24 protein-coding genes are annotated in these 25950 nt (G+C 31.9%); 12 read left to right on the top strand and 12 right to left on the bottom strand.

The features are described from left to right. The first annotated feature begins 625 nt into the window (after positions 1–625). Positions 626–1972: a serine hydrolase gene (locus WAF17_RS07430; protein ID WP_338768253.1), complete on the top strand. Its 1347-nt coding sequence runs from the start codon at positions 626–628 to the stop codon at positions 1970–1972. Between the two features lie 79 nt (positions 1973–2051). Here WAF17_RS07430 and WAF17_RS07435 read toward each other — a convergent pair whose 3' ends face one another. The 6 genes from WAF17_RS07435 to WAF17_RS07460 form a co-directional block, all read right to left on the bottom strand. Continuing rightward, positions 2052–2513, bottom strand: coding sequence for a PA2169 family four-helix-bundle protein (locus WAF17_RS07435; RefSeq protein WP_338768256.1), 462 nt, complete (start codon positions 2511–2513; stop codon positions 2052–2054). 213 nt (positions 2514–2726) lie between these two features. Beyond that, entirely contained in the window at positions 2727–3164 is a 438-nt protein-coding gene (locus WAF17_RS07440) for a CHRD domain-containing protein (RefSeq protein WP_338768259.1), read from the bottom strand. Between the two features lie 211 nt (positions 3165–3375). Beyond that, positions 3376–4833: a Fe-S cluster assembly protein SufB gene (gene sufB / locus WAF17_RS07445; RefSeq protein WP_338768262.1), complete on the bottom strand. Its 1458-nt coding sequence runs from the start codon at positions 4831–4833 to the stop codon at positions 3376–3378. 209 nt (positions 4834–5042) lie between these two features. Further along, positions 5043–5366 (bottom strand): DUF721 domain-containing protein, encoded by a 324-nt coding sequence (locus WAF17_RS07450; RefSeq protein ID WP_338768265.1) that lies wholly within the window; start codon positions 5364–5366, stop codon positions 5043–5045. A gap of 66 nt (positions 5367–5432) precedes the next feature. Continuing rightward, the gene (locus WAF17_RS07455; protein WP_338768267.1) at positions 5433–6593 is read right to left on the bottom strand and encodes a formimidoylglutamase; all 1161 of its coding nucleotides are present in this window, start codon (positions 6591–6593) and stop codon (positions 5433–5435) included. 113 nt (positions 6594–6706) lie between these two features. After that, positions 6707–7174, bottom strand: a complete 468-nt coding sequence (locus WAF17_RS07460) for a CBS domain-containing protein (RefSeq protein ID WP_338768270.1) — start codon at positions 7172–7174, stop codon at positions 6707–6709. 460 nt (positions 7175–7634) lie between these two features. On the opposite strand from WAF17_RS07460, the gene WAF17_RS07465 reads away from it, so the two are divergent. From WAF17_RS07465 to WAF17_RS07500, 8 genes are all read left to right on the top strand, one after another. Further along, positions 7635–9029, top strand: a complete 1395-nt coding sequence (locus WAF17_RS07465; RefSeq protein ID WP_338768273.1) for an HlyD family efflux transporter periplasmic adaptor subunit — start codon at positions 7635–7637, stop codon at positions 9027–9029. Positions 9030–9211: 182 nt separating this feature from the next. After that, on the top strand, positions 9212–10369 hold the full coding sequence (locus tag WAF17_RS07470; RefSeq protein WP_338768276.1) for an acyl-CoA dehydrogenase family protein: 1158 nt from the start codon (positions 9212–9214) through the stop codon (positions 10367–10369). A gap of 185 nt (positions 10370–10554) precedes the next feature. After that, the gene (locus WAF17_RS07475; protein WP_338768279.1) at positions 10555–11397 is read left to right on the top strand and encodes a DUF5694 domain-containing protein; all 843 of its coding nucleotides are present in this window, start codon (positions 10555–10557) and stop codon (positions 11395–11397) included. 221 nt (positions 11398–11618) lie between these two features. Beyond that, the gene (ruvA, locus tag WAF17_RS07480; RefSeq protein ID WP_338768282.1) at positions 11619–12203 is read left to right on the top strand and encodes a Holliday junction branch migration protein RuvA; all 585 of its coding nucleotides are present in this window, start codon (positions 11619–11621) and stop codon (positions 12201–12203) included. Between the two features lie 214 nt (positions 12204–12417). Further along, complete coding sequence (locus WAF17_RS07485) at positions 12418–13398, top strand: LysM peptidoglycan-binding domain-containing protein (RefSeq protein ID WP_338768285.1); 981 nt, start codon at positions 12418–12420, stop codon at positions 13396–13398. Between the two features lie 114 nt (positions 13399–13512). Further along, on the top strand, positions 13513–14574 hold the full coding sequence (locus tag WAF17_RS07490; RefSeq protein ID WP_338768288.1) for a methyltransferase domain-containing protein: 1062 nt from the start codon (positions 13513–13515) through the stop codon (positions 14572–14574). A gap of 43 nt (positions 14575–14617) precedes the next feature. Further along, positions 14618–15970 carry a pitrilysin family protein gene (locus tag WAF17_RS07495; RefSeq protein ID WP_338768290.1) on the top strand — a complete coding sequence of 451 codons (1353 nt, stop codon included), beginning with the start codon at positions 14618–14620 and terminating at the stop codon, positions 15968–15970. A 9-nt stretch (positions 15971–15979) separates the two neighbouring features. Next, entirely contained in the window at positions 15980–18049 is a 2070-nt protein-coding gene (locus tag WAF17_RS07500; protein ID WP_338768292.1) for an insulinase family protein, read from the top strand. 79 nt (positions 18050–18128) lie between these two features. Here the strand turns inward: WAF17_RS07500 and WAF17_RS07505 are convergent, their stop codons facing one another. After that, positions 18129–19235 (bottom strand): chorismate mutase, encoded by a 1107-nt coding sequence (locus tag WAF17_RS07505; protein WP_338768295.1) that lies wholly within the window; start codon positions 19233–19235, stop codon positions 18129–18131. A 126-nt stretch (positions 19236–19361) separates the two neighbouring features. Then, a complete protein-coding gene (locus WAF17_RS07510) occupies positions 19362–19751 on the bottom strand; it encodes a hypothetical protein (RefSeq protein WP_338768298.1) in 390 nt (129 codons plus the stop codon). Between the two features lie 141 nt (positions 19752–19892). Here WAF17_RS07510 and WAF17_RS07515 point away from each other — a divergent pair, with 141 nt between their 5' ends. Both WAF17_RS07515 and WAF17_RS07520 read left to right on the top strand, forming a co-directional pair. Beyond that, on the top strand, positions 19893–20069 hold the full coding sequence (locus WAF17_RS07515) for a hypothetical protein (RefSeq protein WP_338768301.1): 177 nt from the start codon (positions 19893–19895) through the stop codon (positions 20067–20069). A 121-nt stretch (positions 20070–20190) separates the two neighbouring features. Then, positions 20191–21012 (top strand): SGNH/GDSL hydrolase family protein, encoded by an 822-nt coding sequence (locus tag WAF17_RS07520; protein WP_338768304.1) that lies wholly within the window; start codon positions 20191–20193, stop codon positions 21010–21012. Between the two features lie 24 nt (positions 21013–21036). Here WAF17_RS07520 and WAF17_RS07525 read toward each other — a convergent pair whose 3' ends face one another. The 3 genes from WAF17_RS07525 to WAF17_RS07535 all read right to left on the bottom strand — a co-directional run bounded on the left by WAF17_RS07525 (position 21037) and on the right by WAF17_RS07535 (position 24221). Next, on the bottom strand, positions 21037–21654 hold the full coding sequence (locus WAF17_RS07525) for a hypothetical protein (RefSeq protein ID WP_338768306.1): 618 nt from the start codon (positions 21652–21654) through the stop codon (positions 21037–21039). A 39-nt stretch (positions 21655–21693) separates the two neighbouring features. Continuing rightward, positions 21694–22275, bottom strand: a complete 582-nt coding sequence (locus WAF17_RS07530) for a tRNA-(ms[2]io[6]A)-hydroxylase (protein ID WP_338770164.1) — start codon at positions 22273–22275, stop codon at positions 21694–21696. Positions 22276–22376: 101 nt separating this feature from the next. Continuing rightward, positions 22377–24221 (bottom strand): tetratricopeptide repeat protein, encoded by a 1845-nt coding sequence (locus WAF17_RS07535; protein ID WP_338768308.1) that lies wholly within the window; start codon positions 24219–24221, stop codon positions 22377–22379. A gap of 235 nt (positions 24222–24456) precedes the next feature. Here WAF17_RS07535 and WAF17_RS07540 point away from each other — a divergent pair, with 235 nt between their 5' ends. Beyond that, positions 24457–25002, top strand: a complete 546-nt coding sequence (locus tag WAF17_RS07540; RefSeq protein ID WP_338768310.1) for an acyl-CoA thioesterase — start codon at positions 24457–24459, stop codon at positions 25000–25002. 71 nt (positions 25003–25073) lie between these two features. Here the strand turns inward: WAF17_RS07540 and WAF17_RS07545 are convergent, their stop codons facing one another. Continuing rightward, positions 25074–25601, bottom strand: a complete 528-nt coding sequence (locus WAF17_RS07545) for a hypothetical protein (protein ID WP_338768313.1) — start codon at positions 25599–25601, stop codon at positions 25074–25076. Positions 25602–25950: the final 349 nt, after the last annotated feature.

Below are 25950 nucleotides of genomic sequence, written 5' to 3' on the forward strand. Positions count from 1 at the left end.
ACAGATAGCATTAATAATGAGTTTACATAAAAAAAAGTCCGATAACTTATCGGACTCTTTTCAACTTACAACTTAACCCTATTGATATGAAAACATTGAAATTATGAAAAAAGAGAAATGAGTATTTTATTATAAAAATAGTCTCATTTTTTTAAAACTATATATTTTCATTTTATTTCTTAGCTTTCAAAACTTTGAATATCTATTTTTCAAAGAACTCCTAAAACTATCTTTGAAAAATTCTTTCTATTAAGAGCGAATCAAAACATCATAACTAATTGACTATTAACTATTTAACGTTTGATTATATTAATAGAACGGAAAATTTGATAGTTTGGTTTCTTAAAAGAGAACAATTATTTACAAATTCAGAATTTATTTTGAATATTTAGTAAAAAAGTAGTCGTTTTTTCAATTTTCGAATGATTTTTAACTAATTTTAAATTAACAGAGTTAATGTCTTTTATCAAAATAATTTCAAAAATTATTATTATCTGTCCAAAAGCTAGGAATTACAGATATAAACTAGTGATTATTAACAAATTATTAATTCAAAAACAGTAACTTATTTAAGTTTTACTTCATAAATAAAAAATATCTTCCTTCTTGCTTAATTTTTAAACTCATGCAACCTTTCTCTACGAAAATTTTCAAAATATTTACTTTCTTCTTTTTTTCTCTGTTTGCTTTTCTTGACTTTGCTAAGGCACAAGAGCTGTATTTTCCTCCACTTATAGAAACTGAAGAAAGCAACTGGGAAACAATGGAAACTACAGAATTGGAATGGTGTGATGAACGAATTGATAGTTTATATACGTTTTTAGAAAGCAAAAATACAAAAGGTTTTATTGTTTTGAAAGACGGTAAGATTGTTTTAGAAAAATATTTTGGAACATTTGCTAAGGATAGTGTTTGGTATTGGGCTTCAGCTGGTAAATCTATGGTTGCTACTTTGGTTGGGATTGCACAGCGTTCTAGTCTTTTAGATATTAATAAAAAAACATCTACTTATTTGGGCGAAAGTTGGACAAGCTTGACAAAAGAACAAGAAGATAAAATTACCATTCGCCATCAAATGACAATGACAACAGGATTAAATCCTCCTTCTGATGCAGGTACGAATACATGTTATAACCCAAGTTGCTTTACTTACAGAGCAGAACCTGACACCTACTGGTACTATTATTCTGCTCCCTATCGTTTGCTACAAGATGTTTTGGATAGTGCAACAGGAAAACCAATAAACCAATATTTCGCAGAGAGAGTAACTCGTAAGACAGGAATTACAGGAGCTTTCATAAATTATATCTTATTTTCTAAGCCTAGAAGTATGGCTCGTTTTGGTCTTTTGATGCTCAATAAAGGAAAATGGGAAACAAATCCTGTTTTGAATGATGCTATGTATTTCGAACAGATGACAAATACTTCACAGCTCCTAAACCCAGCTTACGGCTATTTATGGTGGTTAAATGGAAAAGAAACTTACAAACTTCCTGATTCAGATAGAGTTTTCGAAGGCTCAATGATTCCAAATGCTCCTTCTGATATGATTGCAGCATTGGGAGCAAATGACCAAAAAATTTATGTCGTACCTAGTCAGAGTTTAGTTGTAGTAAGAGTTGGAAATAGTGCAGAGTCTGGTCAGCTTAATGCTCTTTCTTCTTTTGATAATCAGCTTTGGGGTAGAATTTCTAATTTATCATGTGATAATCCAGTTTTATCAAGTGATGATACATTACAAGAAAATATGAAAGTATATCCAAATCCGAGTAATGGAAATTACTTTCTCAAAATTCCGAAGGGCAGATATGAAGTTGCTATTCGTGATGCTTTAGGTAAAGTAATTTATGAAGCACAGGTTACACATTCTTTTAGGATTGCTGCCAATAAATGGAAAAAGGGAATGTATTTTGTCGAAATTACACCCATAGGAACAAAAACCACTACTTATTTGAAGATTGTTAAAGAATAAGAAATGATTCAAAAATTGATAAAACAAAAAAGCCAATTACTCTTAAAGAATAATTGGCTTTCTTATTACTGATTAACGATTATGCAGTAGCGAAGCGTTTTTTCATTGCTTCCAAGTGTTCTAATGAAGAACGAATTTGTTGCAAATGTTTATGAATAACAGTCTTTGCATCCATAGGAATTTCATTCATTTTCAAGACTTTTTCGTAATCTTCGATAGCAGCTTTTTCTCCTCGCTCACATTCATTGACTACGGCTTCTACGTCTTTTCCTAAAACGAATGATTTTAAATCTATCCAAATACGGTGCAAATCTCCTGTAATGCTTGTTCCTTTTTCGACAGTTCCACCCAATTTAGCTATTTCAGCTTTTAGTTCATGTCCAAAGTCATAACGTTGTTTTACTGACTTTGTAAAGAAATCTTTAAGTTCATTATTTTCTACATCTGTTACGGCTTCTTTATAGCCTTTTTCAGCATCATAATTTTTTTCAATAAGTTCGTTTAAGGCTTCTACGGCTTTTTTATTTGATTCTTGACTCATACTATTTTAGATTAAAAAGTTAAAGGTTAAAAAATTTTGTTTCTTGTTATATTAACCCTTGATATAGCAGATTGTTATAATTATTTTGAGATTTAAGAATAAAAAAAAGCAATTCTATTTTAAAACTTAATATTATTGCTATAAAGTTTAAAATAAAATTGCTCTCAAAGTAATTTGCTTTGAATGAATACTTAATTAGTATTCAGAATGTAGTTATTCGTTAGAACCAATATTAGCATTAGCTACAATAACTTCTAATTCTTCTGCACTAAGGTGTATATTTACATAACCATTATAACTTGTAAGTGCATCATAACTTGCATCTAAAGTAACTGTATTTGTAGAGTTTTCAATAGGTCCAAGGTTATATGCAATTCCACCAGGATTATCTATATCTCCATCATGGATATGTGCAGGATGAACTCCACCATCAGGTGCGCCAGTAAGAACAACAGTTACAGAAGTGCTTGTTGAATTTACTTCGTTGAAAGTAACTGTACCACCTACACCAGCAGTTACAGTTTGAAGTGTATATACTTTGGTTCTTAACTCAGGAGCTTCATCTTCATCATCATCACCACAACTAGTAGCCATAAATGTAAATAATATTAAAGCCATGCTCCACAATGCCGTTTTCCAATAATTTTTCATAATAGGGTTTGTTTTAGTTAAAAATTAATTTAAAGTAACAGTCTTATTAACAAGTCATTTCTTTAAATTGTTTTATTTTTTTTTAAAAAAAAGCAATATGTATGATTTCTTGTAAAATGATATTATAGATTTCGAAATTATTTTTAAAGAAAAAACCTATCAGAAAATATATTTTTTGATAGGCTTTATTATTTCATACTGTATCTAAAAATTATCCTACGCTTCCCTCTAAAGAAAGGGCTAATAATTTTTGTGCTTCTACTGCAAATTCCATTGGTAACTTATTCAAAACCTCTTTACAGTAACCATTTACAATAAGAGCAACAGCTTTTTCAGAATCTATTCCTCTCTGATTACAATAAAAAATTTGGTCTTCTCCAATTTTTGAAGTTGTGGCTTCGTGTTCTATTTGTGCGCTACTATTTTCTGCATTTATATACGGAAACGTATGTGCTCCACACAAATCACCAATTAAAAGTGAATCACATTGAGAGAAATTACGTGAGTTTGTAGCTCGTTTCATAATATCCACCGAACCACGATACGAATTTTGACTATGACCAGCCGAAATACCTTTTGAAACAATACGACTCTTTGTGTTTTTACCGATATGAATCATTTTAGTTCCTGTATCTGCTTGTTGGTAGTTTTTAGTAACGGCAACAGAATAAAACTCTCCCATTGAGTTATCTCCTTTCAGAATACACGATGGATATTTCCACGTAATTGCTGAACCAGTTTCTACTTGTGTCCAAGAAATTTTTGATTCATCTCCAAAACAAATTCCACGTTTGGTTACAAAGTTATAAATTCCACCTTTTCCATTCTTATCCCCCGGATACCAATTCTGAACCGTTGAATATTTTACTTCTGCTTTTTTGTGTGCAAATATTTCCACTACGGCAGCATGAAGTTGATTTTCATCTCGTTGAGGAGCAGTACAGCCTTCCAAATAACTCACATAAGAGCTTTCTTCTGCTATAATTAGTGTTCTTTCAAACTGTCCTGTATTTGCTTCATTGATTCTAAAATACGTTGATAATTCCATTGGCGAACGAACTCCTTTAGGAATATAACAGAACGAACCATCACTGAAGACAGCTGAATTAAGTGCTGAAAAATAATTATCACTTACAGGAACAACTGAACCCAAATATTTTTTAATTAATTCTGGATGTTCTTGAACAGCTTCACTAAACGAACAAAAAATAATTCCTAATTCTGCTAGTTTCGTTTTGAAGGTAGTAGCTACTGAAACGCTATCCATTACCACATCAACTGCCACTCCAGAGAGACGTTTTTGTTCTGTAAGAGAAATTCCTAATTTATCGAAAGTAGCCAAAAGCTCTGGATCAACTTCATCAAGGCTATTTACTTTTGGCTTTTGTTTTGGGGCAGCATAATAAATAATATCTTGAAAATCAATTTCAGGAATATTCAAGTTTGCCCATTTTGGAGTTGGCATTGCTTGCCATTTTCTGAAAGCCTCCAAACGCCACTCCAACAGCCACTCTGGTTCGTTTTTCTTTGCAGAAATAAAACGAACAGTATCTTCTGTTAGTCCTTTGATTGCTTTATCTGATTCTATATTTGAAACAAATCCGTACTTATATTCCGAATTTGTGATGTCTTCTAAAAGTTCTTGCTCGGTTTGTTTTGCTTCTGCCATAATTTTATAGAGTAAGTAGCAGTTCGATAATGCTAATTTTTAATTTTTTTAGACCCTAAGGGTTTCTGAAAACCCCTTAGGGTCTTTCAGTTATCTTGTTTGTAATTAGTCTAAATAATTTTGATACTGCAAAAGTATAACAAAAAATTGAGATAAAGGTTTTATAAAGTTGTTTTTTTTCAAAAAACTCATTTTTATCTTACTATAAGCTATAGTAAAACAACATCTTCTATTATTCTTTTTCCAAAATGAGAGTTGACACGATAGATAAGAGACGTTTTCTGCATCAATAATTCATACCTCAAAGTAGGTTGAGACACACGAATAAATATTTTTTTATTTCTGATTTCTACTTTTTCTGTTTGACTAGCTACAAAATCGCCTACAATTTTTGCCCAATCTACCTTTAATCTATTGCTTTCATATTTCACAGACCACTTTTGAGCTTCCAAAAATGCCTTTAAGGCATCTCCTATTGGTTTTGGGTCGGGTGTTCTTCTTGACGGCAGTTTGTTATAATTTTTGTCGTACATGTTTTTTTGATATATTATTAAGGAATGATAAATTATTAAGTGTGAATAATAAATAACTACATCGTATCAAAACAGGCGATTATACATTTTTATCCAACGTTCTGGCATTTCACCTCTATTTGCTTGTTGGTAATCATTATAACTACACGGAATAATAGAAGGACGTTGATATGGATTTTCTTCGATATCTGGAGCAGGTACTTCCAACCACCATTTATCAGTTAGTTTGCTCTTATAGAAAACCATCATAAAATCAGTTCTACCTCCCATGGGAACAAGGTATTTTATATAAAAAGGACTTCCAAAATCATATTCAGCCTGACGATTATAAAATCCTTCTACAAAATACCAAATCATCGTCGAAATTATACTTGCTGTATGTCCATACACATCCAAATCAGGATTGTACTCATAAAAGCCTATAGAGGTCATCTGTACATTATTCCCAGCATACCAACAAATACGAGTGGCTTCTTCTGCTGAAAGCCCGAAGGGTTGAGCCAGTTTGTTTCCTGCTGCATCGGCTGCACGAATAGCACTCAAATCAAAACTAAGCAAGTCAGAAGTTCTGACAAGAGGTTCTATTTCTTCTGGTCTGTCTCTAATTTTACCTACTCCAACAACGTCAAAATTAAGTTTTTGATATAATTTTATAAAATCTAATGGAATCAAATATTCTTGACTAGCCAAATGGGTAATATTGAATAGGTAATTAGGTTGTAATTTCAATATTTTATCCATAAAACTATCTGCCAACGAATTACTATTTGTATCCAAATCAATTTTTGCATCAACACACAGAAGCGAAAGCATTTTATCTAATGGTTTGTAAGCTTCATATTGCGCCAATGTCAAATCGTGGCTTCCTCCAATAATGATTGGCAAAACATTTTTTTGAAGCAACCTATAACAAACCTCACTCAAACGCTCTTTTGTTTGACTTTCGTTCTCTGTCAAACGCAAATTTCCTAAATCTATAATATTGTATTTATAGGCTCTTCCTTTCTGTAACCGATATAATTTTTGACGAACAGCATCAGCAGCATTAAGTATAGATTTGTTTTCAGAGCCAATTTTGTCGTCCACCCCAATAATTGCAATTTCAGCATCTTGCCATGTAGAGTCAGCTGAAAAATTACCATTCAGAATCTCAAACCACGTATTTGTATGATTTTGTCCATCAAAATCAGCTAAAGAAGGTGCGTCAAAAAATAATTCTAAATTCATTTTATCTGTATAATTTCAAAATTCTAGCTCAAAAAAAACCTATTTTCAAAGATATAAAAATAGGTTAATTAAACGTGTATTTATTTTTGAGATTTGACTTCATATTTTTTGTCTTACCATGTAGTGGATTCTATAATATCAGCTGCTCTCAAAATATCTCTACGACTGACCTGCCCAATTACTTTTCCTTGTTTGTTGAGAACAGGAAAACGACGAATAGGTGTATTTAAGAACGCTTGAGCAATATCCAAAACATCTTGGTCTTCTGAAACAGTCTGTACGTTTCGTGTCATAAAATCGGCTACTTTTCCTACACTTATAGGCTGGTTATGATATGCAGAGCCAATCATAACACGCAGACAATCTTTTTCAGAAATAATTCCTACTAATTCTTTATTTTCGTTGAGTACAGGCGCACCCGAAATTTTCTTTTCTAAAAAAACATCAATTACTTCTGACACAGGTTGTTCTGGGCTGAAAGTAATTAAATTAGTTGCCATATAACGAGTTACGGAAGGATAAGCTTTGACAGATGATAACTTTTCTTTGTCGTTTGCTGTATTTTTTGATGTAAAATTCATAAATTTTGATGTAATTAAGTTTTTGTAAAAGTAGGTCTGTTTGATTTTTTAGCTAGTTTTTTCCACTTTTAGTTATTCAAAAAAACTATCATTGGTAATTACCACTAGATAAAACAACTTTTTAACCTTTTCTATTACAATTTAACTTAAAAAAGTGATAATTCAAAACTTAATTTGGCTTTTTTCAATAAAATCAATTTAATGTTTCAATTTATTAATAATAAACAAGCTTGATTCTTAATTCCTTTAGGTCAGAAAATTCGAATTTTACATAAGCTTTTTTAATAAAACACTATTCTATCTTTTGAAGTTGAATGTTAATGACAAAAAAACAATTCTTAATTTGATAAATATTTGAACAAATCTAAAGTAAAATGATTATCTGTGATAGTAATACTTTTAAAAAATAATTACTTACTTTTGAATAAGAATTTATTAAAAAACAGCACTACCAAAAACTATGTTAGGAATTTCAAAGGAAAGAATGCCAGAAGGCGATAGGTTATTTGAAGATTTTTATGTCTTCGAACTCCTCCAAACACCTCGTTATGGTAAAATAGTGGCATATTGGTCATTAGGGATTTTTGTGGCAGGAATAGCATTTTTATTTCTTCCTTGGCAACAAAATATTGCAGGTTTTGGACAGCTTACAGCTCTTAGGCAAGAAGACCGACCTCAAAAAGTATATCCTGTTGTGGGTGGACGAATAGAATCTTGGCACATACAAGAAGGGCAGTTTGTTAATGCAGGGGATACTATTGCAAGGATTTCAGAAATAAAAGATTATTACTTTGATCCAAACTTGACTGATAGAATGGCAAGTCAGATTGATGCTCAAGGAAGCGCAATTGGTTCTTTGGGAGATAAAGCAAGAGCATTAGACCAACAAATTGCAGCTGATAGAGCAGCCATGGAATTGGAGGTAAATCAAGCTAAAAATAAAGTAGAACAGTTAAGATACAAAATTACGATAGATAGTGCTGATTTGGTGGCTATCGAAACGCAATATCAAAATGCTGTAATGCAGTATGAACGTGAACAAGAACTCTTCAAAAAAGGACTTACTTCGAAGACTGATTTAGAAAACAAAGAGCTAAAAGCAAAAGAATCAACGGCTAAACTCAATTCTGCTCAAAACAAACTAGCTACTACAAGAAATGAGTATTTGAATACTGTTTTGGAAGTTTCGTCGAAACGAGCTGCTTATATGAGTAAGATTGCAAAAGCTATTTCAGATAAAAGTTCGACACTTGCTTACGTAAATGAAAATGAACAGAAACTAACCAAACTTCAAAATGAACTTACCAATGTAGAGGTCAGAAAGGCAAATTATATCATTCGTGCGCCTCAATCTGGTTATGTCGTAAAATCTTTACTTACAGGAATTGGTGAAATTGTGAAAGAAGGACAAGCTCTTGTCACTATTATGCCTGAAAACCCACAACTTGCAGTAGAGTTGTATGTTTCTGCAAATGATGTTCCTCTGCTCCAACGTGGTACGAAAGTGCGTTTGCAATTTGATGGTTGGCCTTCGCTTGTTTTTTCGGGCTGGGAATCTGCTACGGTCGGTACTTTTGGTGGTAAGATAGCTGTTATTGATTATATCAATACAAAAAATAAATATCGTGTTTTGGTAGTTCCTGATACACAAGATGAAGAAGGTTGGCCTGCTGCTCTACGTGTAGGAAGTGGAGTTTATGGTTGGGCAATGCTCAATGAAGTTCCGATTTGGTACGAATTATGGCGACAACTCAATGCTTTTCCTCCTTTGCCTGTTGAGGGAAGTGATTACGGAAGTAAAGAAGAAAAGGATAAAGTAGAGCAAATGGAATATGATTCTAAATTAAAAAGATAAAGTTATGAGATACAAGATTGAGGTTTATTTTTCAAACAAAAATATTCATTTTTTTGTACAGTAAATATGTTTGGTAATAAGAAATGAATAATTTCAAATTTCATTATCAGAAAATTCACAAAAAAATCGTAACTTTAGCCTTAAAAGAATCAATAAAAACAACCATAAAAAAAACAAAATATATGTCAGTAGCAACACCTACACAAACAAATACAGAAGAAACGCTTCAAATGATTGCCAAAATGGTGCAAGATTTTGGAGAACGTGCAATTACTCCAAATCGTAATAAATGGGATGATGACCAACATTTTCCTGTTGATGTAATGAAAGAATTAGGAAATTTAGGTTTGATGGGCGTTTTAGTTCCAGAAGAATATGGTGGAAGTGGTTTTGGATATCAAGAATACGTAACTGCAATTGCAGAACTCGCCGTTATTGACCCTTCAATTGGTCTTTCTATGGCTGCTCACAACTCCCTTTGTACAGGTCATATTTTACAGTTTGGAAACGAAGAACAAAAGAAACGTTGGTTGCCAAAACTAGCAACTGCTGAATGGATTGGAGCGTGGGGGCTCACAGAAGCCAACACAGGTTCGGATGCAGGAAATATGCGTACAACTGCCGTTCAAGATGGCGATTATTGGGTAATTAATGGAACAAAAAACTTCATTACTCACGGTAAAAGTGGTGATATTGCTGTTGTTATTGTTCGTACTGGCGAAGTTGGAGATTCACATGGAATGACTGCTTTTGTAATCGAAAAAACAACAGAAGGTTTTTCAGGTGGACGCAAAGAAGACAAATTAGGAATGCGCCTTTCTGAAACTGCCGAACTCGTTTTTGATAATTGTAGAGTTCATAAAGATAATATTTTGGGAGAAGTAGGCGATGGATTTGTTCAGTCATTGAAAGTATTAGATGGTGGACGTATTTCTATTGCTGCCCTTAGTTTAGGAATTGCAAAAGGTGCTTTGCGTCATTCTATTGTTTACTCAAAAGAGCGTGAGCAGTTCAATCAGCCGATTGCAAAGTTCCAAGCGATTGCCTTCAAACTGGCAGAAATGGCTACCGATGTAGAAACTGCCGAACTTTTGACAAGACAAGCTGCCGACCTAAAAAATAAAGGAAAAAGTGTAAATAAAGAATCTGCAATGGCTAAATATGTAGCTTCTGAAGTATGTGTAAAAGTAGCTTCTGAAGCCGTACAAATTTTTGGTGGATATGGATATACAAAAGATTTTCCAGTAGAAAAATATTATAGAGATTCTAAACTTTGTACGATTGGAGAAGGAACATCTGAAATTCAAAAACTCGTTATTTCAAGAGCAATTTTGAAGTAAAAATTATCGCTAAATTATAAAGAAATAAAAGCCCATTCTGATTGAAAAATTAGAATGGGCTTTTTATCTGTGTAGATTTTTTCTTAGATAAGTGCAACCTTTTTTGACATTTTGAAATCTAGTAATCGTATCTCACTCAGAAAAAGCATTCTAATTAATTAATCATTATTCAAATTTTATAAGTTATGAGAAAAATATGTTGTTTCGTATTTCTATTGTGTATTTCATTTTCAGTAATAGCTCAAAACTCTGAGCAAAGGAAACCTACTGAAGTTCTTCTTTTTGGAACTTTTCATTTCAATAACCCAGGTCTTGATGCAGCTAAAACTAAAAGTTTTGATATTGAAAGTGAGCAAAGTCAAGCAGAGTTAGATGAAATTACAGACAAAATAAAGGTTTACAACCCTTCCAAAATTTTTGTAGAATGGGAGTACAATGAACAGGAAGAGTTAGATTCTTTGTATGATCTATATTTAAAAGGAACATATTTTGAAAATCCAGAATTATCTGATTTTTATAAAAAGAATGAAATTTTTCAACTCGCTTTTCGTGCAGCTAAAAAGTTAGGACATCATAAAGTGTATGCCATGGATTATACAGATGTAAACTTTCCTTTTGATAGTTTGATGAAAGTAGCTCAAAAGAATAATCAGTCAGCATTGCAAAATGAAATTATGCAAACTATTGAAGAGTTTTCAGCAAGTTTTGATGCTCAAATAGATGCTGATAAATCTCTTAAAGAAATTTTATATTTTCTTAATAATTCGTCTTTACGCCAAAAAGATGTTGCACTTTATACGCAAACAATAAATGAAATAGGCAGTATAGATAATTTTGCAGGTGCCTATTTAGCATCAGAATGGTATAGAAGAAACTTGTACATGCTTTCTATTATGCAGAGACAAGTTACAAATGAAGATGAAAAAGTTATGATACTACTAGGTTCTAGTCATGTAACTCTGATTAATGAAATTATTTCAAGTCATTCAAGACTAAAAGGTGTAGAATTACAAAAAATTTTAAATTAAAAGTAAAATCCTATCCTAAATTATTCAAAAATCCATTCAAGAAAATATATTTTTTTGAATGGATTTTTTTGTTTCTTTATTTCTCTTAAAAATTGTATCTCATTCTATTAAAAAACATCTTTTTTAGCTATCTTTGATTAAGAAATTAGAAATAGAAAATAAAAATAGCATTTTGATATTTCATAACTAATAATTAATCCCTAAAAACTAATCACTACTAAATGTTTGCCTATCTCAACGGAAAAATAACACACCGAGAACCTTCTTTAGCCGTTTTGGATATTAATGGTGTTGGTTATCAGCTCAAAATATCTCTTCAAACCTATTCTATTATTCAAGAAGGACAACCTTGTAAACTTTTTACCTACTTGAGCGTAACACAAGACTCACAAGAACTTTTTGGGTTTGCGACAGAAAGCGAGAAAAAAATGTTTTTGCAACTCATTAGTGTTTCTGGAGTGGGAAGAAATACGGCTTTAGTAATGCTCTCAGCAATGAATGTTTCCGAACTTGCCGATGCAATTATTAACAATCAAACTTCTGTTATTCAGAAAATAAAAGGAATTGGAAAGAAAACATCTGAACGTTTAGTCTTAGACTTAAAAGATAAACTAGCTAAAGAAGGATTCCAATTAGAAGACGAAGGTGGAATGAGTAGCGCACTAAAAGAACAAGCTTCAAATGCTCTTATCAGCCTAGGGTTATCCAAATTAGTAGCTGGTAGAACCATAAACGCAATACTCAAAAAATATGGCACAGAACTTTCTCTAGAAGAGTTAATAACATATAGTTTGCAAGAAGGCTAGTTTTCAGTAATCAGTTACCAGTTTTTAATAAAGTAAGAAGCTAGATTTTAGAAGTCAGAAGTAATACAGATACAATTAATTTTTCTCTGTATTTCTCTGTGGTTCGAAACTGTATTTCAAATATTTGTATTCTCATTCTCCTGCATTCTCTGTCACTCTGTGTTTAAAAACTGTATTTTTCCAATTTTCAATCCCTAAAATCCATTTCCCAAAAGTGAAATTTTTTATTCTATTTACTGCCCTCTTTTTTATCAATATTTCTTCTTATGCTTTTTCCTCTTTTACCTCAAAAAAAGATTCTATTGGCTTAGAACGAAAAGGAAATAATCTATATATCAAACACAAAGTAACTATCGGTGAAGATATTTATGATATTGCTAGAAAATATGGAGTAAACAAAGAAACACTCATTACACTTAATCCAGTTGCTCGTTATCCGTTAAAGGTAAATCAGATTATTTATATCCCACAAGCTCAAACAACATATAGAATTTCTCAACTAAAAGGCTATAAAGTTCGTCCAAGTGAAACACTTTTTTCGATTGCATCAAAATTCCAAACTGATGTAAAGACACTTAAAGAACTAAATGAACTCTACTCTACTCAAATCCAAACAGGACAAGAACTCTTAATTCCCTATCCAAGTAGTCATCAAGATTTATATGCTATTCCTGCCAATGCGTATAGTGAAGCAAAAGATCCCAATAAAAAAGATGAGCCAAAACATAAATATCATATCGTAGCAAATGGTCAGACACTTTATGCTATTTCTCAAAAATATAATGTAAGTGTAGAAGAATTGAAAAAATTAAATGATAATCCTTCTGGGCAAATAAATGCAGGGCAAAAAATTATTGTCGGAAAAGCAGAAGACGTAGAAGACGTTTTGATTGTTGCAAGTGTTAGCTCTACAAGTAGTCAAGGAAAAAAAGGGAAACCTCATTCAGAATCAGGAGTTTGTCATGTTACTCTGAATAGCGAACGTTTCGTAGGAATGCACCGAACTGCACCAAAAGGAACGCTAATAAAAATTCATAATGAAAGTACAGGAAGAACTGTAACGGTAAAAATTATAGGCAAAATTCCGAATATTGACCGAAATAAAAATGTAGTAATTATCATTAGCCACAAAGCTGCACGACAATTAGGCACAATGAGTAAAGAATTTCCTGTTTATTTGGATTGGGAAGAATAGAGCAATTACTAATTTATTTATGTAATTTTGATGTTTTAAAAATAATGATGCTTTTGCTTTTAATTCTTTACTAAAAATTAAGCAGAGTATTTTTTACCTTAATTAATAGTAATAATGCTTAGTGATTCTGAATTTGATAGAACCAAAATTTATGAACAATTACAATATCTTCCAAAACCTCAAGGGTACTATAAAGATATTCCATGGACAGTTCAACAACAAGTTTCAGCTACCAATGGAATCCAATATGAAGATATAGTAGGAAAGTTAGATACTTATCCAAAGTATAATTTACCTGTCGATGCAGTTAGTGGAGATAAGCTCATGCTTGATATTGGTTGTGGATGGGGACGTTGGTTAGTAGCTGGAGCAGAAAAAGGCTATATTCCTATTGGTATAGATATTCGTTTAGAATTTTGTAAGACAGCCAAACAAACACTTGCTCACTTTGGTAAAAGTGGTTATACCTGTGTGGCTGATTTGCAACATCTTCCTTTTATAGACGGGATTTTAGATTTAGTTTGGTCGTTTAGCGTTATTCAACACACTCATAAACAGCGTCTCAACTCTTGTTTGAATAATATTAATCGAATATTAAACCCAAAAGGTTATACTTATCTTGAGTTCCCAAACAAACAAGGAATCAGAAATAGCATGGGACCTGCCAAAACTTTTCATAAAGAAAAAGACGATATTAATTCTTGGGATGTTAGGTATTATACCATCGAAGAGTATAAAAATATATTTACTCCTATTTTTGGTAATTTTGATTATGATAATCACAGTTTCTTAGGAATTGGTGTTCTGCCAGAAGATTTGAAATATGTTTCTCCAAAATATAAACTCATTTGTGCTACTTCTCTCTTTTGTTCTTGGTTTGCTGACAGATTATCATTTATGAAAAAATATTCTGATAGTGTTTTTATTAAAGCAAAGAGCCAAGTAGAAAAAGCTCCTCAGACTTCTATTGAGCAATTAGAAAAATTTTGGAAAGCTCACCAAAGCAATCCAAATGATAACCTCAATTTAGTTCATTTATTACGCTGTCCAATTTCTCATACTTCTGTTGAGTTAAGTGAAGATAAAACTCAAATTATTTCTCCTTCTATCAATAAGTTTTATCCAATAGATGAAACTATTCCTATTATGATTGCTTCAGAAGCAGTTTCTCTTTAACGGAATGAATTTATAAATTATCAATTTAGATTACTCCTTTCAAATGAAAAAAAAACTCTGCTCTAGTTTAGTCTTGTTTATATTACTTTTTGGAAGTTTTATTCCAATCAATAAAGATATAAAAGATGAATTTAAAATTGAGTTTACTGAATTTACACTCAAAAATGGTTTGCATGTCATTCTACATGAAGACCATTCTGCCCCTCTTGTAGCTGTTACAGTTTTATATCATGTAGGTTCGAAAGATGAAGAAGCAAATCAAAAAGGTTTTGCACATTTTTTCGAACATTTACTTTTCGAAGGTTCGAAGAATATCAAGCGTGGAGAGTTTGATAAATATATTGAAGATGTAGGGGGAGTCAGAAACGCAACAACTAGCCAAGATGGTACTCTTTATCAAGAAGTAGTACCTTCTAATCAATTAGAACTTGCGCTTTGGCTAGAGTCTGAGCGTATGTTACATGCAAGAGTAGATAGTACAGGCATAGAAATACAAAAGGAAAAAGTAAAAAATGAACGCTATGAGCGTTTTGATGCTGTTGCTTATGGTTCTATTTTGGAAGAAACCTTGAAGCGAGTTTATACTGAGCATCCTTACAAATCGTATGTCATTGGTTCAATGGAAGATTTAGAGACAGCCAAACAAATTGATTATGAAAAGTTTTATGAAACCTATTATGTTCCTAATAATGCCGTAGTGAGTATTGCTGGAGATATTGATGTCAAAAACGCAAAACTATTAGTAGAAAAATATTTTAAAGGAATACCAAAAAGAAAAAAAATAGTTCAGCCTCAAATTAATGAGCCATCTCAAAGAGAAGAAATTCGTGATAGTGTTTTTTATGATAACATTCAACTTCCTGCTGTTATTCAAGCCTTTAAAGTGCCTTCTTACGAACAAAGTGATTATTACGCTTCCAAAATGTTGTTTGCTCTTCTTTCTAAAGGTAAAGATTCAAGACTTTCAAAAGCCATAAAAGATGAACAACAAAAAGCTGTTTTTGTAGGAAATTTTGCTTTAGATGTAGAACAAAATCCTAGTATTGCTCTTGCTTTCGGAATCAGTTCGCAGCAGACTTCTCCCTTAACTTTAGAAAAAGCCATGAATGAAGAATATGAAAAATTAAAAAATGAGTTGATTGAAGAACAAGAATTACAAAAATTACAAAACCAATTTGAAGCTGATTTTTATACTCAAAATAGTACCATTGCAGGAATTGCAAAAACATTAGCTAGTAATTATGTCTATAAAGGAAATGCAAATCTTATACATACAGAAATTGAAAATTATATGAAGGTAACAAGAGAAGAAATTCAAGAAGCTGCAAAAAAATACCTTATCAAAGAAAATAGAGTAACACTATATTACTCACCCAAAAATAAAGTTAGAAATTAAATCAAAAAAATGAAAAATAAACTTATCCTAAGTAGTGCCTTTTTGGTTACTTTTTTATTTACTCAGTGTACACTTCTCCCTTCAAGCTCTACCACCACAAAATTAGACCGAAGCAAAGCTCCAAAAGCTACTCAAATCAGCCAAATAGAAATAGCAGAATCTAACTCTTTTACTTTAGAAAATGGATTACAGGTTCTTGTAATTGAAGACCACAAAACACCCCAAGTTTCTTATTCTTTGGTTGTTGATTATGACCCAATTATGGAAGGAAAACGTGTTGGGATGTTAAATATATTTGGTTCTATGCTAAGTTACGGAACAGAAACACGTACGAAAGCAGAAATAGATAAAGAAATTGATTTTATAAGTGCAAGTCTGACTACTTCTGCCAGAGGAATCTATGCTTCATCATTAAAGCGTTATTCAGATAATGTACTATTCGTCTTTTCGGATATTCTTTATAATCCTTCATTTAGAAATGAAGAGCTGAAAAAAGTGAAAAATGATGCTTTATTAAATCTTAAATATTTGCCTTCTAGTCCTGAAAAAATTGCAGAAAATGTAGTTTCAAAGATAAATTATGGAAATAACCATCCGTATGGAGAAGTCGAAACAGAAGCTACTCTACAAGCTGTCAAGAGTGAAGATTTAAAAGATTTTTATCAAACGTATTTCCGTCCAAATATTTCTTATCTAGCTATTGTTGGAGATATTACACTAGAAGAAGCAAAAGCACAAGCTAAAAAACACTTTTCTCAATGGGAAAAAAAAGAAGTTCCTAGCACCAAATATAATGCTCCCAAAGCAGTAGAAAAACCACAAGTAGCCATTTCGAATCGTGTAGAAGCAGCTCAAACAACTCTAAGTATTACTTATCCTGTTTTCTATCCATTAGATAATAGCAGAGATTGTATGGCTACCAAATTAATGAATGAGGTTTTGGCAAATAGTGCCTTTCAAAACCTTTATAAAAATGAAAATAAAAACTACGACTTTGATGTGTATTCTACGCTGCCACCCAATAAGCTTTCTTCTTCCTTTACTATGTCCACCACTGTTAGTAATAATGTTATAGATAGTGTAGTTGTTCAGTTTTTAAAAGAGTTAGAAAAAATAAAAGATGAGCCTATTTCTAAAATAGAACTGAATAAAGCAAAAGCAACTATAATTGGTTCTTTTGTTCGTTCTTTAGAAAACCCTCAAACGATAGCTAATTTTGCTATTGATATTGCTAGAAATAATTTACCTACTGATTTTTATACTAACTATATTCAAAAAATAAATACTATAACAATAGAAGATATTCAGAGAGTTGCTCAAAAATACATCAAACCAGAAAATATTACTATCGTAGCAGTAGGCGACCAAAACGTTTTAATAGAAAAATTAGCTCCTTTTGGAAATATTCAAATCTATGATACTTTTGGAGAAATGGCAGCACAAGCAGACCAACGTATTTTGATAGGAATGACTGCTGAAAAAGTAATACAAAATTATTTGAATAAAATTGGAGGAAAAAAATGGAATGAAGTTACTTCGATGGAAAAAGAACAAAAAATAAGTATTGCAGGAACACAAATAGAACAAAAAATACACATTCAAAATCAACAAAAAGTAGCCTTAGAAGTAGTTAAGCGAGGCATGAAACAAATTTATAATGGAAAAAAAGCTTATTTGATAACACAAGACACAATACAAGAATTGCCTTCTATACAAGCAGTCAGTATAAGAGAACAAACTTTTATTAATCCTTATTATAAATATGATAAGTCAAATGGTTACACCTTCGAATTAGTGGGCGCACAAGTTGTAGATGAAAAATCTGTATTTGAAGTAAAAATTATCCATAAAGAGTATGGAGAAAAACTACAATACTTCGATCCCAAAACAGGTTTGCTAATTAAAGAGGTTTCGGCAGAAGGCGAAATGATTATAAAAGACTATCGTAAAGTTGGAAGTACAAACCTTTTAGTGCCTTACAAAATGGAAGGAAATTCGCCACAAGGAGCATATAAAATAGAAGTAAAAAAGATAGAGTTAAATCCTAGTATTGATGCTAAAGTATTTATGGTGGAATAACCACTTTGGAACAACAAAAAATACTTCACTGATAAACTTAAACTTATCAATGAAGTATTTTTTTATGAATAAAGAAAAATTAAAAATCTTCTTTGCGTTCGGTCTGAATACGAATAGATTCGTCGTGAATAAGTTTGAAAATTGATGAAACAAAATCTGGATTAATCTCCATTGTTTCTGCCCACTCAGGACGACTCTCAAATACTTTCTGCCAACGGTCTAACTGAAAAACAGGCAAATTATTTTCTCTTTTGTAATCTCCAATTTGTTTTACAAGCTCCAAACGAGCTACAAAGCTTTCTACTACTTCTCTATCAATTTTATCAATCTGATTACGCAATTCTTGTAATTTATTTGAAAGTCCTGCATCTTTAAGTGTTTCTAAGTTTCCTGTACGAACCACTAATTTATCCAAAATTTCGGCTAATCTTTGTGGCGTAACTTGCTGTTTGGCATCACTCCAAGCTTCATCTGGGTTTCTATGCGTTTCGACCATTAAACCTTCATAATTCAAATCCATTGCCTTCTGACAAAGTGGGTAAATAAGTTCACGCTTTCCTCCAATATGACTTGGATCGCAAAGAAGAGGCAAAGTAGGTAATTTACTTTTGAGTTCGATAGCCAATTGCCACATCGGTTCGTTACGGTATTTTGTATTTCCATAACTAGAAAAACCACGGTGCAAGGCTGCCATTTTATTGATTCCAGCTTGATTAATACGTTCGATTCCACCCATCCAAAGAGCAACATCTGGGTTAATCGGATTCTTGACAATAACAGGAATATCAATTCCTTTCAAAGCATCTGCAATTTCTTGCATTGTAAACGGATTAACGACACTTCTTGCACCAATCCATAAAATATCCACTTCGTGTTTGAGTGCTTCTTCTACATGTTCTGGTTTGGCTACTTCGGTTGTAGTCAGCTTTCCAGTTGCTTTTTTGACATCTAAAAGCCATTCTAAACCAATCTTTCCAACACCTTCAAAGTTATTCGGACGTGTACGAGGCTTCCAAATTCCTGCTCTCAAAACTTGTACTCGCTCATCTTTAGAAATATCTTGACAGGTTTCCATCAATTGTTCTGGCGTTTCGGCACTACAAGGACCAGCAATGAACAATGGTTTTTTTTCGGTATTCCAGTTTGGGTTATTTGGAAACCACGATGATAAAGGGGCAAATTCCATAAATATATAGATAAAGTTGTCTGATTAAATACAAACAACAACGTAAATTATTCTAAATTAAAATTCAAAGGTAATTAAAATATGATTTGTAAAGTAGCTAGAACTTTCTAAATATTGTAAGAAAGACTACTTTACAGGTTTGTGTTCGGCTAATTTTTGTTGTAAAGCTTGAAGATATTGCTGCACTTGCTCTGATAGTTGCGTACTGTTCTTGAAATGTTTTTTAACGAAAGTATCATTGTTAAGTTGTTCGGCTTGTATCGTTTCTACGTATTCAAAAGGGGAAAATTCTTCCTTTTCTTCGTCTAACTTTTCTTTTTTTGCTTTTTTAAATTGCTTTCTAAGTTCTTGATAAACAAGTGGTTCTACTTTTGTTTCTATTTCTTTCCAAAGAGAAGCCGAAATTTGAACGAAAATAAGCTCTCCATCTTTATCAATAATTTTGGTTAGATGAGCTGTCTCAAAAGCAGCATTATTTAGGTTCTTATCGTTTTGAGAATTTTCAGAATCTTTCATTTTCGCTTAATCAAAATTTATTACTACATAAAATTAACACACTTTAAAGATAGACAAATAGGGTAGAATTATTTTTTGTTCGTCTTTATCTCAAACAATTATTTTTTCTTACTTTTTTTATTTTCAAAATCTATTTCAACTATGCCAATCAAAATAAAGTATCTTCAGCTTATTACCAAACAATTGAGTGGACAAATTACTGAAAAAGAATCGCAAATGCTACAAAAATGGTTGTCTAAAAGTCCATTAAATCAAGTTCTTTTTGCAGACCAACAAAATATTTGGCAATCTTTTCATAAGAAAAACCTTTCTGCTTAAAATATATTTCTAAAAAATTGTAGCTTATTGATAAGAGAATTAATAAATTTGAACTTTATTAATTCTCTTTTTCTATTTTGAGCAGAATATAAAATCTGTTATACCTAAATTGCTTTCGTCATTGTCTGATTTTATCCCTCCTTTTGATTCTGATTCTTCTTCAAAAAAAACTTCTAAATCCAATCTACACAATTTATTTTCTGTGTGGTTGGTTATTTTAGGTGTTGTTTTGGGTCTATATGCGATTGATAGCTATGAACAACCTGTAAATTTTGATTTATCCGTCAAAAAACCAAAAGCTAAAGAATTATTTGTTCCTCCCTCAACAGATTTTCTTTATCAACAAGTTGCAAAACAAACCTTTTTTTTAGTTGATTCTTTAGAACTAGCTCGTAAAAATAGCATTGATACTTCGGCACAGCGTATTTTACTGACTGGCGACTCTATGTCAGAAGGTTTATACTTAGCTTTTCGAAGCTATGCAAGTCATAACAACCATTATTTGAAAGGCAGAATTTGGTATAGTTCGCTTACCATTCAATGGAGCAAAACAGATAGTTTGGAGCGTTTAATAGAAATTTATAAGCCTACAATTGTGATTTTTACGCTAGGCGCAAATGAGCTTTTCCGTACTGATATTTACGAACGAGAAAAAGATATTCAAGATATTATTGCACAAGCTGGAGATACGCCTTTTATTTGGGTAGGTCCTCCAAACTGGAAAGACGATACAGGAATTAATGAAATTATTGAGCGAAATATGCCTTCAAATACGTTTTTCTTGTCTAAAGATTTAGAGTTTGATAGAGAAAGAGATGGCGCACACCCAACACGAGAATCGTCAAGATATTGGGCTGATACGATTGCAACTTGGATTATGAATAAATCTCGCCATAAAATCTTATTAGAAAAACCTGTTTCGGAAGGTTCGGATAATAAATAAGAAGAATATTAGTAAACTACATTCTTAATCGTTTGAAATTTCATACAATTTATAAATATAAAATATATCCGTGTGAATAGTATCAAACTCTGGATATTTTTCAGTCAATAGCTTTCTTTCTTGTATAAGAGCTTTAGCCTCTAAACGAGAGTTAAATAGTTCATTTTCATTTAATAGATTTGAAAAAAGTTTTGTATGAGCAAAATTTAGTAAATATTTACCTTCTATATCATCTGATAAATCTTGAATAGATTTACTAGTTGGTTTATATCCTTCAATTTTGAGTAAAGATTGAAAAACTCTATCACAAATATCATATCCTAGAAATTTGTATTGAGAATCTAGTATCGTTTCATCTTTGTCAGATACATCAATACAAGCCATCAAATAAAAATTTTTCCCAATTTTTTTATACTCTTCAACTAGGCTTTTAGCAATATCTATATCATACAAAAAATCATTATTTTCGCTCTTATCAGTAGGTAATAGATTAACATGTTTTATAAATAGTTCAAGTTCTTCTTTATTTTCATTTGGAATAGGATTAAATCTAAATGCTCCATAACGAAAAACACCTTTATAATTACTTTCAGTTTTGCTAGTAGGGTGGTTTTTTCCCATTAATAAATAACCTATTTCCATAATTCAAAATTTACAATTCATCATTCACAATTAAGAAATTTAGTGCATTCTATCGCCACGAAGCTCCAAACTTTCCATAATTTCAGATTCGTAATTCAAAAATTCTTGCCAACGTTTATCTACTATTTCTTTTGGTAAATATTGCTTTGCCAAACCAATAAAAACGGTATAATGACGAGCTTCTGAAACCATTAGTTCACGATAAAATTTCTTTAGTTCTTCGTCTTCCATTGTATTTGAAAGCATTTTGAAACGCTCACAGCTACGTGCTTCTATCAGCGCATTTACTAACAAATTATCCAAAAGTCGCATTTCTTCACTTCCTCCTTTTACCATAAACTTACGAAGTTTGAGTGCATACTCATCTTTGCGTTTTCCTCCAAAAGTTAGATTTCGTTTTCTGAGTTGATCCAAAACCATTTCAAAATGTGACCACTCTTCGGCTACAATAGGAGAAAGCGTATCGACAAGGTTTGGGTAATGATTATAGGTTACAATAAGTGAAATACAAGAAGAAGCTGCTTTTTGCTCACAATAAGCGTGGTCTGTCAAGATAGCTTCAATACTTTCTTGAGCTAGTTCTGTCCAGCGTGGGTCGGTTGGGAGTTGAAGGTGTAAAATAAAGTTAGAATTTAGAATTAAGATTTTAGAAATAAATACAGGCAAATAAAGTTATGAAAAGATATTTATAACAGTTAATACTATTGCAAATCGTCGCACAACTAATTTACGATTTCTCCACGTAATTTTCGGATGCGTTTCCTTGCTTCTACTACATAAACACTTCCTGCGTAATCTACAAGTTGTTTTTTGTAATATTCTTCTGCTTTTTCTGTGTTACCAAGATTTTCTTCATAGATTTTTCCTAAGAGAAAATTAGCATCATCGCCAAAAATATCTGTTGGATTGAGTTTCAAAACAGTTTGTAGTTTTTCGGCTGCCTCATCAAAACGTCCCATTTTTTGCAAAATAGTAGCTTCTTTCCAGTAAATTTCATCTGTCAGAGAATGGTCTTCAAAATGATTACGCATTTTTTTATAAGCTGATAAAGCATCTTCATACTGCTGTTGGAAAATCAATAAGTCAATGGCTGCATATTCTCTCATTGCTGTTTCAGAAGAATCCAAGCCTGTATTGTCTTGAATCAAGATAGACAAATCCATTGCATCGTTGGCAATCTCTCTTGAAGTAGCTAATTTCAGAATATCCAAATGTGCTTTGGCAAGTTTAAAATCTCCACTAAAATACGAAAGTTTGGCGTTTTTGAGTTTGGCTGTATAACCTAATGGCGTTTCTTTCTCTGTTTTTTCTACCTGTGAGTACAATAAAGTTGCCTCCCAAGGTTCATTTTTTAATACATAAATATCTCCCAAATCTAGTTTTACTTGACTCAAAAGCTGATGAGGCACACCTCTAATTTCTGTGATTTTATTGAGCGTATTTATAGCTACTTCTTTTTGATTGAGATAAAAAGCCTGTAAGAGAGCCATATTACGAGCTGATTTTGCTGTACTTGGATTCCAGCCTATTTCTGCAAGTGTTTGTTCGTAATCATTGACAAGCGACTTTATTTCTTCTTTATCGATAGGAAACTGATTTTTTATGTATTCTTCCTTCGAAGCCATCAAAAAATGTTTGGCTTGTGAATAAATCAATCTTCCTTTATAATTTTCTGTCAGATGACCAAAAATAGCCGTAGCACTTTTCCATTCTTCATTATTATAGGCAAGCATTCCAATTTCCATTATTTTTACGCCTTCTGATTTATTTCTTCTATCTAGTGCTTTTGCTTGTCTGAAAGCCATCATAAAATTCTTTCTTTGAAGAAAATACCAAACCAACATTTCGCTGAAAACCTCATCGTTAGGGTTTTTCTGTATGGCTTCATATAACATCGGCTCTACCATATCCCATTCTTCATCTTCCGACAAACGAGATTGTAATAAATGTTGAACATAAGGCGCATCATTAGGCTGTTTTTTGAGTAAAATCAAAAATTGCTCTACCATTTTATCTGGTTTTCCCATTGCTAAATAAAGAAGTCCCAAATCCATATCATAGTTTTCTTTTGTGTTTTTTTGAGCTTGTAAATAAAGCTTTTCAGCATATTCATAAAATCCTTCATGTGCTAGTACACGAGCAGCCACACGAGCCAAATGAGAATTTGATTTAATAGAATTGATGTACTCGTCAAAATGCTTATCTGCTTTTTTGTCTTCTCTTTTTTGGAGTAAAAGTTTAGCATAATCAATATTCATTTTTGGGTCTAAAGGTCGGTCTTTCAAGCATCTTTCTATATATTTTTGAGCTTCTTTCAATTCTTCTAAGCGAATAAGTGCATCTAAATAATTATTGTAGATATAAGAAGCTGAAGGATTTTTTTTCGCTATTTTTTCATAATATTGAACTGCTTTTTCGTATTCCCCTTGTTCGTAATACTCATCTGCTAGAGCCAAATCTTGTGTGTTTTGAGCAAAAACAGTTAGAGAAGAGGAGAAAAAAGCAATTAATAATATAGATAGGAAGAGTTTGATAGGATTATATTTTTTCATAGATAGAGTTTTCATTATTTCACAGACTAAAGTCTATGGTACATTTACTCACGCTAAAGCATAAGCTATATAGTATTACAATTTATCACAAAAACACGACTTATTTTTAAGAATTTATTTTTTTTAACGCCTTATTACAATTATTGTTGCTTACTTTTGTACAGATTGAAATTTGTTAAGGAAAAGGCAAGTCATTTTCCCTACCTTTCATTCACTAATCACTAAAAATTAATCGTTAATCATTATTTTTATGCCTCCTAAGTCAAGAAAAGCAAGTGAATCATACGTTACGATGACCGAAATGGTTTTGCCCAATGATACCAATCCCTTGAATAATTTAATGGGTGGAAGACTGATGCACCTTATGGATATTGCAGCAGCTATTTCAGCTCAAAAGCATTGTAATCGTGTCGTAGTTACTGCTTCTGTTGATAATGTTTCGTTTGAGGCTTCTGTTCCTTTAGGTGGCGTGGTTACATTAGAATCTCATGTCAGTCGTGCTTTTAATTCTTCTATGGAAGTATATGTGGAGGCGTATGGAGAGAATATTTTGGAAGGCTCTGGAAGAAAATTAGCATATAAAGCCTTCTTGACTTTTGTAGCCGTCGACCAAATGGGAAATCCTATCAATGTTCCTGAACTTGAACCCGAAACTGAAAAAGAAATTATGCTTTTTGATGGTGCTTTGCGTCGTCGTCAGCTTCGTTTAGTTTTAGCAGATAGGATGAAGCCAGAAGAAGCTACTGAACTTAAATCACTTTTCTTCAAAATAAATCCAGAAGGAAAACAAAAATAAATATCCTGTTTTGTAAATAACTCTATTCTAGTTTTTAGGATAGAGTTTTTGTTGTGGTATGAAGAGAGCTTTTATGTTACATCTTCATTTATTTCTTCACTTTTATAAGTCTTATAAAAACTAGCTGTTGCCATTCCTCCAATTACTATCCAAACAGCTGAAAAGATTCTTTTACCTCTTGTGTTATATAAATGATATTCTTCTTCTGTTATATTTTTTATAAACTTACCATAACGATTTTGTAGTTGATAGATTTTGTTTTCATAAACTGCTGTTACACCGTCTTTGGTATCATAATCTACATTGATTGCACTATAAATAAAAAATGAAATGAGTAAAGCGACATACACAACTACTCCTATTGCTATTTTAGAAATATAAGAAGGCAAACCTTTAAAGACACCAAAAATACTAGGTTTTTCTTCTGTTCCTCTTTTTCCGACTGCAAGACCATATCCAATAAGTCCCATACAACCAATTTGGCAAACAAACATGAAAGAAAAGCTAAGAAAAGAAGTATCTATCACAACTAAAGTAATAATATGAATAATAGTAACTATTACTAGATAAATGACTGAAATATAATAGAGAGACTTCATTGTATTATTTTTTATAAATGAAAATATTAATGTACAAAAAAATCCCAATACAAAAGAAATATTTTCTGTATTGGGGTTTATATTTTATCTAGCCTTTGTTGGTGTTTTAGCGAAGCGACACCAACAAATACACGTATAAAACCAATTTGAAAAACATATAAAAAAGAAAAGCTAAGAAAATAAGTTGCATTGGCATTTAGATGTTACTTTTAAGAAAGTGATTCAACAGTAAAAGCAGAAAACACAATTATAAATCTTCATTTGATAAGAAAATGGGCGTTATTTTCACTCAAAAAAAACTCTTCTAAAATTAGCCTCAGTCCTCTGACAAAAGATTTTAAATTTAGAT

The sequence above is a fragment of the Bernardetia sp. ABR2-2B genome (genome assembly GCF_037126435.1).
GTDB lineage: Bacteria > Bacteroidota > Bacteroidia > Cytophagales > Bernardetiaceae > Bernardetia.

What these genes read in the sequence shown, in the direction of transcription:
- WAF17_RS07460 (WP_338768270.1), bottom strand. Translation starts at nt 7,174, where the DNA reads ATGAATTTTACATCAAAAAATACAGCAAACGACAAAGAAAAGTTATCA.
- WAF17_RS07430 (WP_338768253.1), top strand. Translation starts at nt 626, where the DNA reads ATGCAACCTTTCTCTACGAAAATTTTCAAAATATTTACTTTCTTCTTT.
- WAF17_RS07490 (WP_338768288.1), top strand. Translation starts at nt 13,513, where the DNA reads ATGCTTAGTGATTCTGAATTTGATAGAACCAAAATTTATGAACAATTA.
- ruvA (WP_338768282.1), top strand. Translation starts at nt 11,619, where the DNA reads ATGTTTGCCTATCTCAACGGAAAAATAACACACCGAGAACCTTCTTTA.
- WAF17_RS07505 (WP_338768295.1), bottom strand. Translation starts at nt 19,235, where the DNA reads ATGGAATTTGCCCCTTTATCATCGTGGTTTCCAAATAACCCAAACTGG.
- WAF17_RS07510 (WP_338768298.1), bottom strand. Translation starts at nt 19,751, where the DNA reads ATGAAAGATTCTGAAAATTCTCAAAACGATAAGAACCTAAATAATGCT.
- sufB (WP_338768262.1), bottom strand. Translation starts at nt 4,833, where the DNA reads ATGGCAGAAGCAAAACAAACCGAGCAAGAACTTTTAGAAGACATCACA.
- WAF17_RS07455 (WP_338768267.1), bottom strand. Translation starts at nt 6,593, where the DNA reads ATGAATTTAGAATTATTTTTTGACGCACCTTCTTTAGCTGATTTTGAT.
- WAF17_RS07465 (WP_338768273.1), top strand. Translation starts at nt 7,635, where the DNA reads ATGTTAGGAATTTCAAAGGAAAGAATGCCAGAAGGCGATAGGTTATTT.
- WAF17_RS07535 (WP_338768308.1), bottom strand. Translation starts at nt 24,221, where the DNA reads ATGAAAACTCTATCTATGAAAAAATATAATCCTATCAAACTCTTCCTA.
- WAF17_RS07540 (WP_338768310.1), top strand. Translation starts at nt 24,457, where the DNA reads ATGCCTCCTAAGTCAAGAAAAGCAAGTGAATCATACGTTACGATGACC.
- WAF17_RS07475 (WP_338768279.1), top strand. Translation starts at nt 10,555, where the DNA reads ATGAGAAAAATATGTTGTTTCGTATTTCTATTGTGTATTTCATTTTCA.
- WAF17_RS07525 (WP_338768306.1), bottom strand. Translation starts at nt 21,654, where the DNA reads ATGGAAATAGGTTATTTATTAATGGGAAAAAACCACCCTACTAGCAAA.
- WAF17_RS07435 (WP_338768256.1), bottom strand. Translation starts at nt 2,513, where the DNA reads ATGAGTCAAGAATCAAATAAAAAAGCCGTAGAAGCCTTAAACGAACTT.
- WAF17_RS07500 (WP_338768292.1), top strand. Translation starts at nt 15,980, where the DNA reads ATGAAAAATAAACTTATCCTAAGTAGTGCCTTTTTGGTTACTTTTTTA.
- WAF17_RS07470 (WP_338768276.1), top strand. Translation starts at nt 9,212, where the DNA reads ATGTCAGTAGCAACACCTACACAAACAAATACAGAAGAAACGCTTCAA.
- WAF17_RS07515 (WP_338768301.1), top strand. Translation starts at nt 19,893, where the DNA reads ATGCCAATCAAAATAAAGTATCTTCAGCTTATTACCAAACAATTGAGT.
- WAF17_RS07495 (WP_338768290.1), top strand. Translation starts at nt 14,618, where the DNA reads ATGAAAAAAAAACTCTGCTCTAGTTTAGTCTTGTTTATATTACTTTTT.
- WAF17_RS07440 (WP_338768259.1), bottom strand. Translation starts at nt 3,164, where the DNA reads ATGAAAAATTATTGGAAAACGGCATTGTGGAGCATGGCTTTAATATTA.
- WAF17_RS07450 (WP_338768265.1), bottom strand. Translation starts at nt 5,366, where the DNA reads ATGTACGACAAAAATTATAACAAACTGCCGTCAAGAAGAACACCCGAC.
- WAF17_RS07545 (WP_338768313.1), bottom strand. Translation starts at nt 25,601, where the DNA reads ATGAAGTCTCTCTATTATATTTCAGTCATTTATCTAGTAATAGTTACT.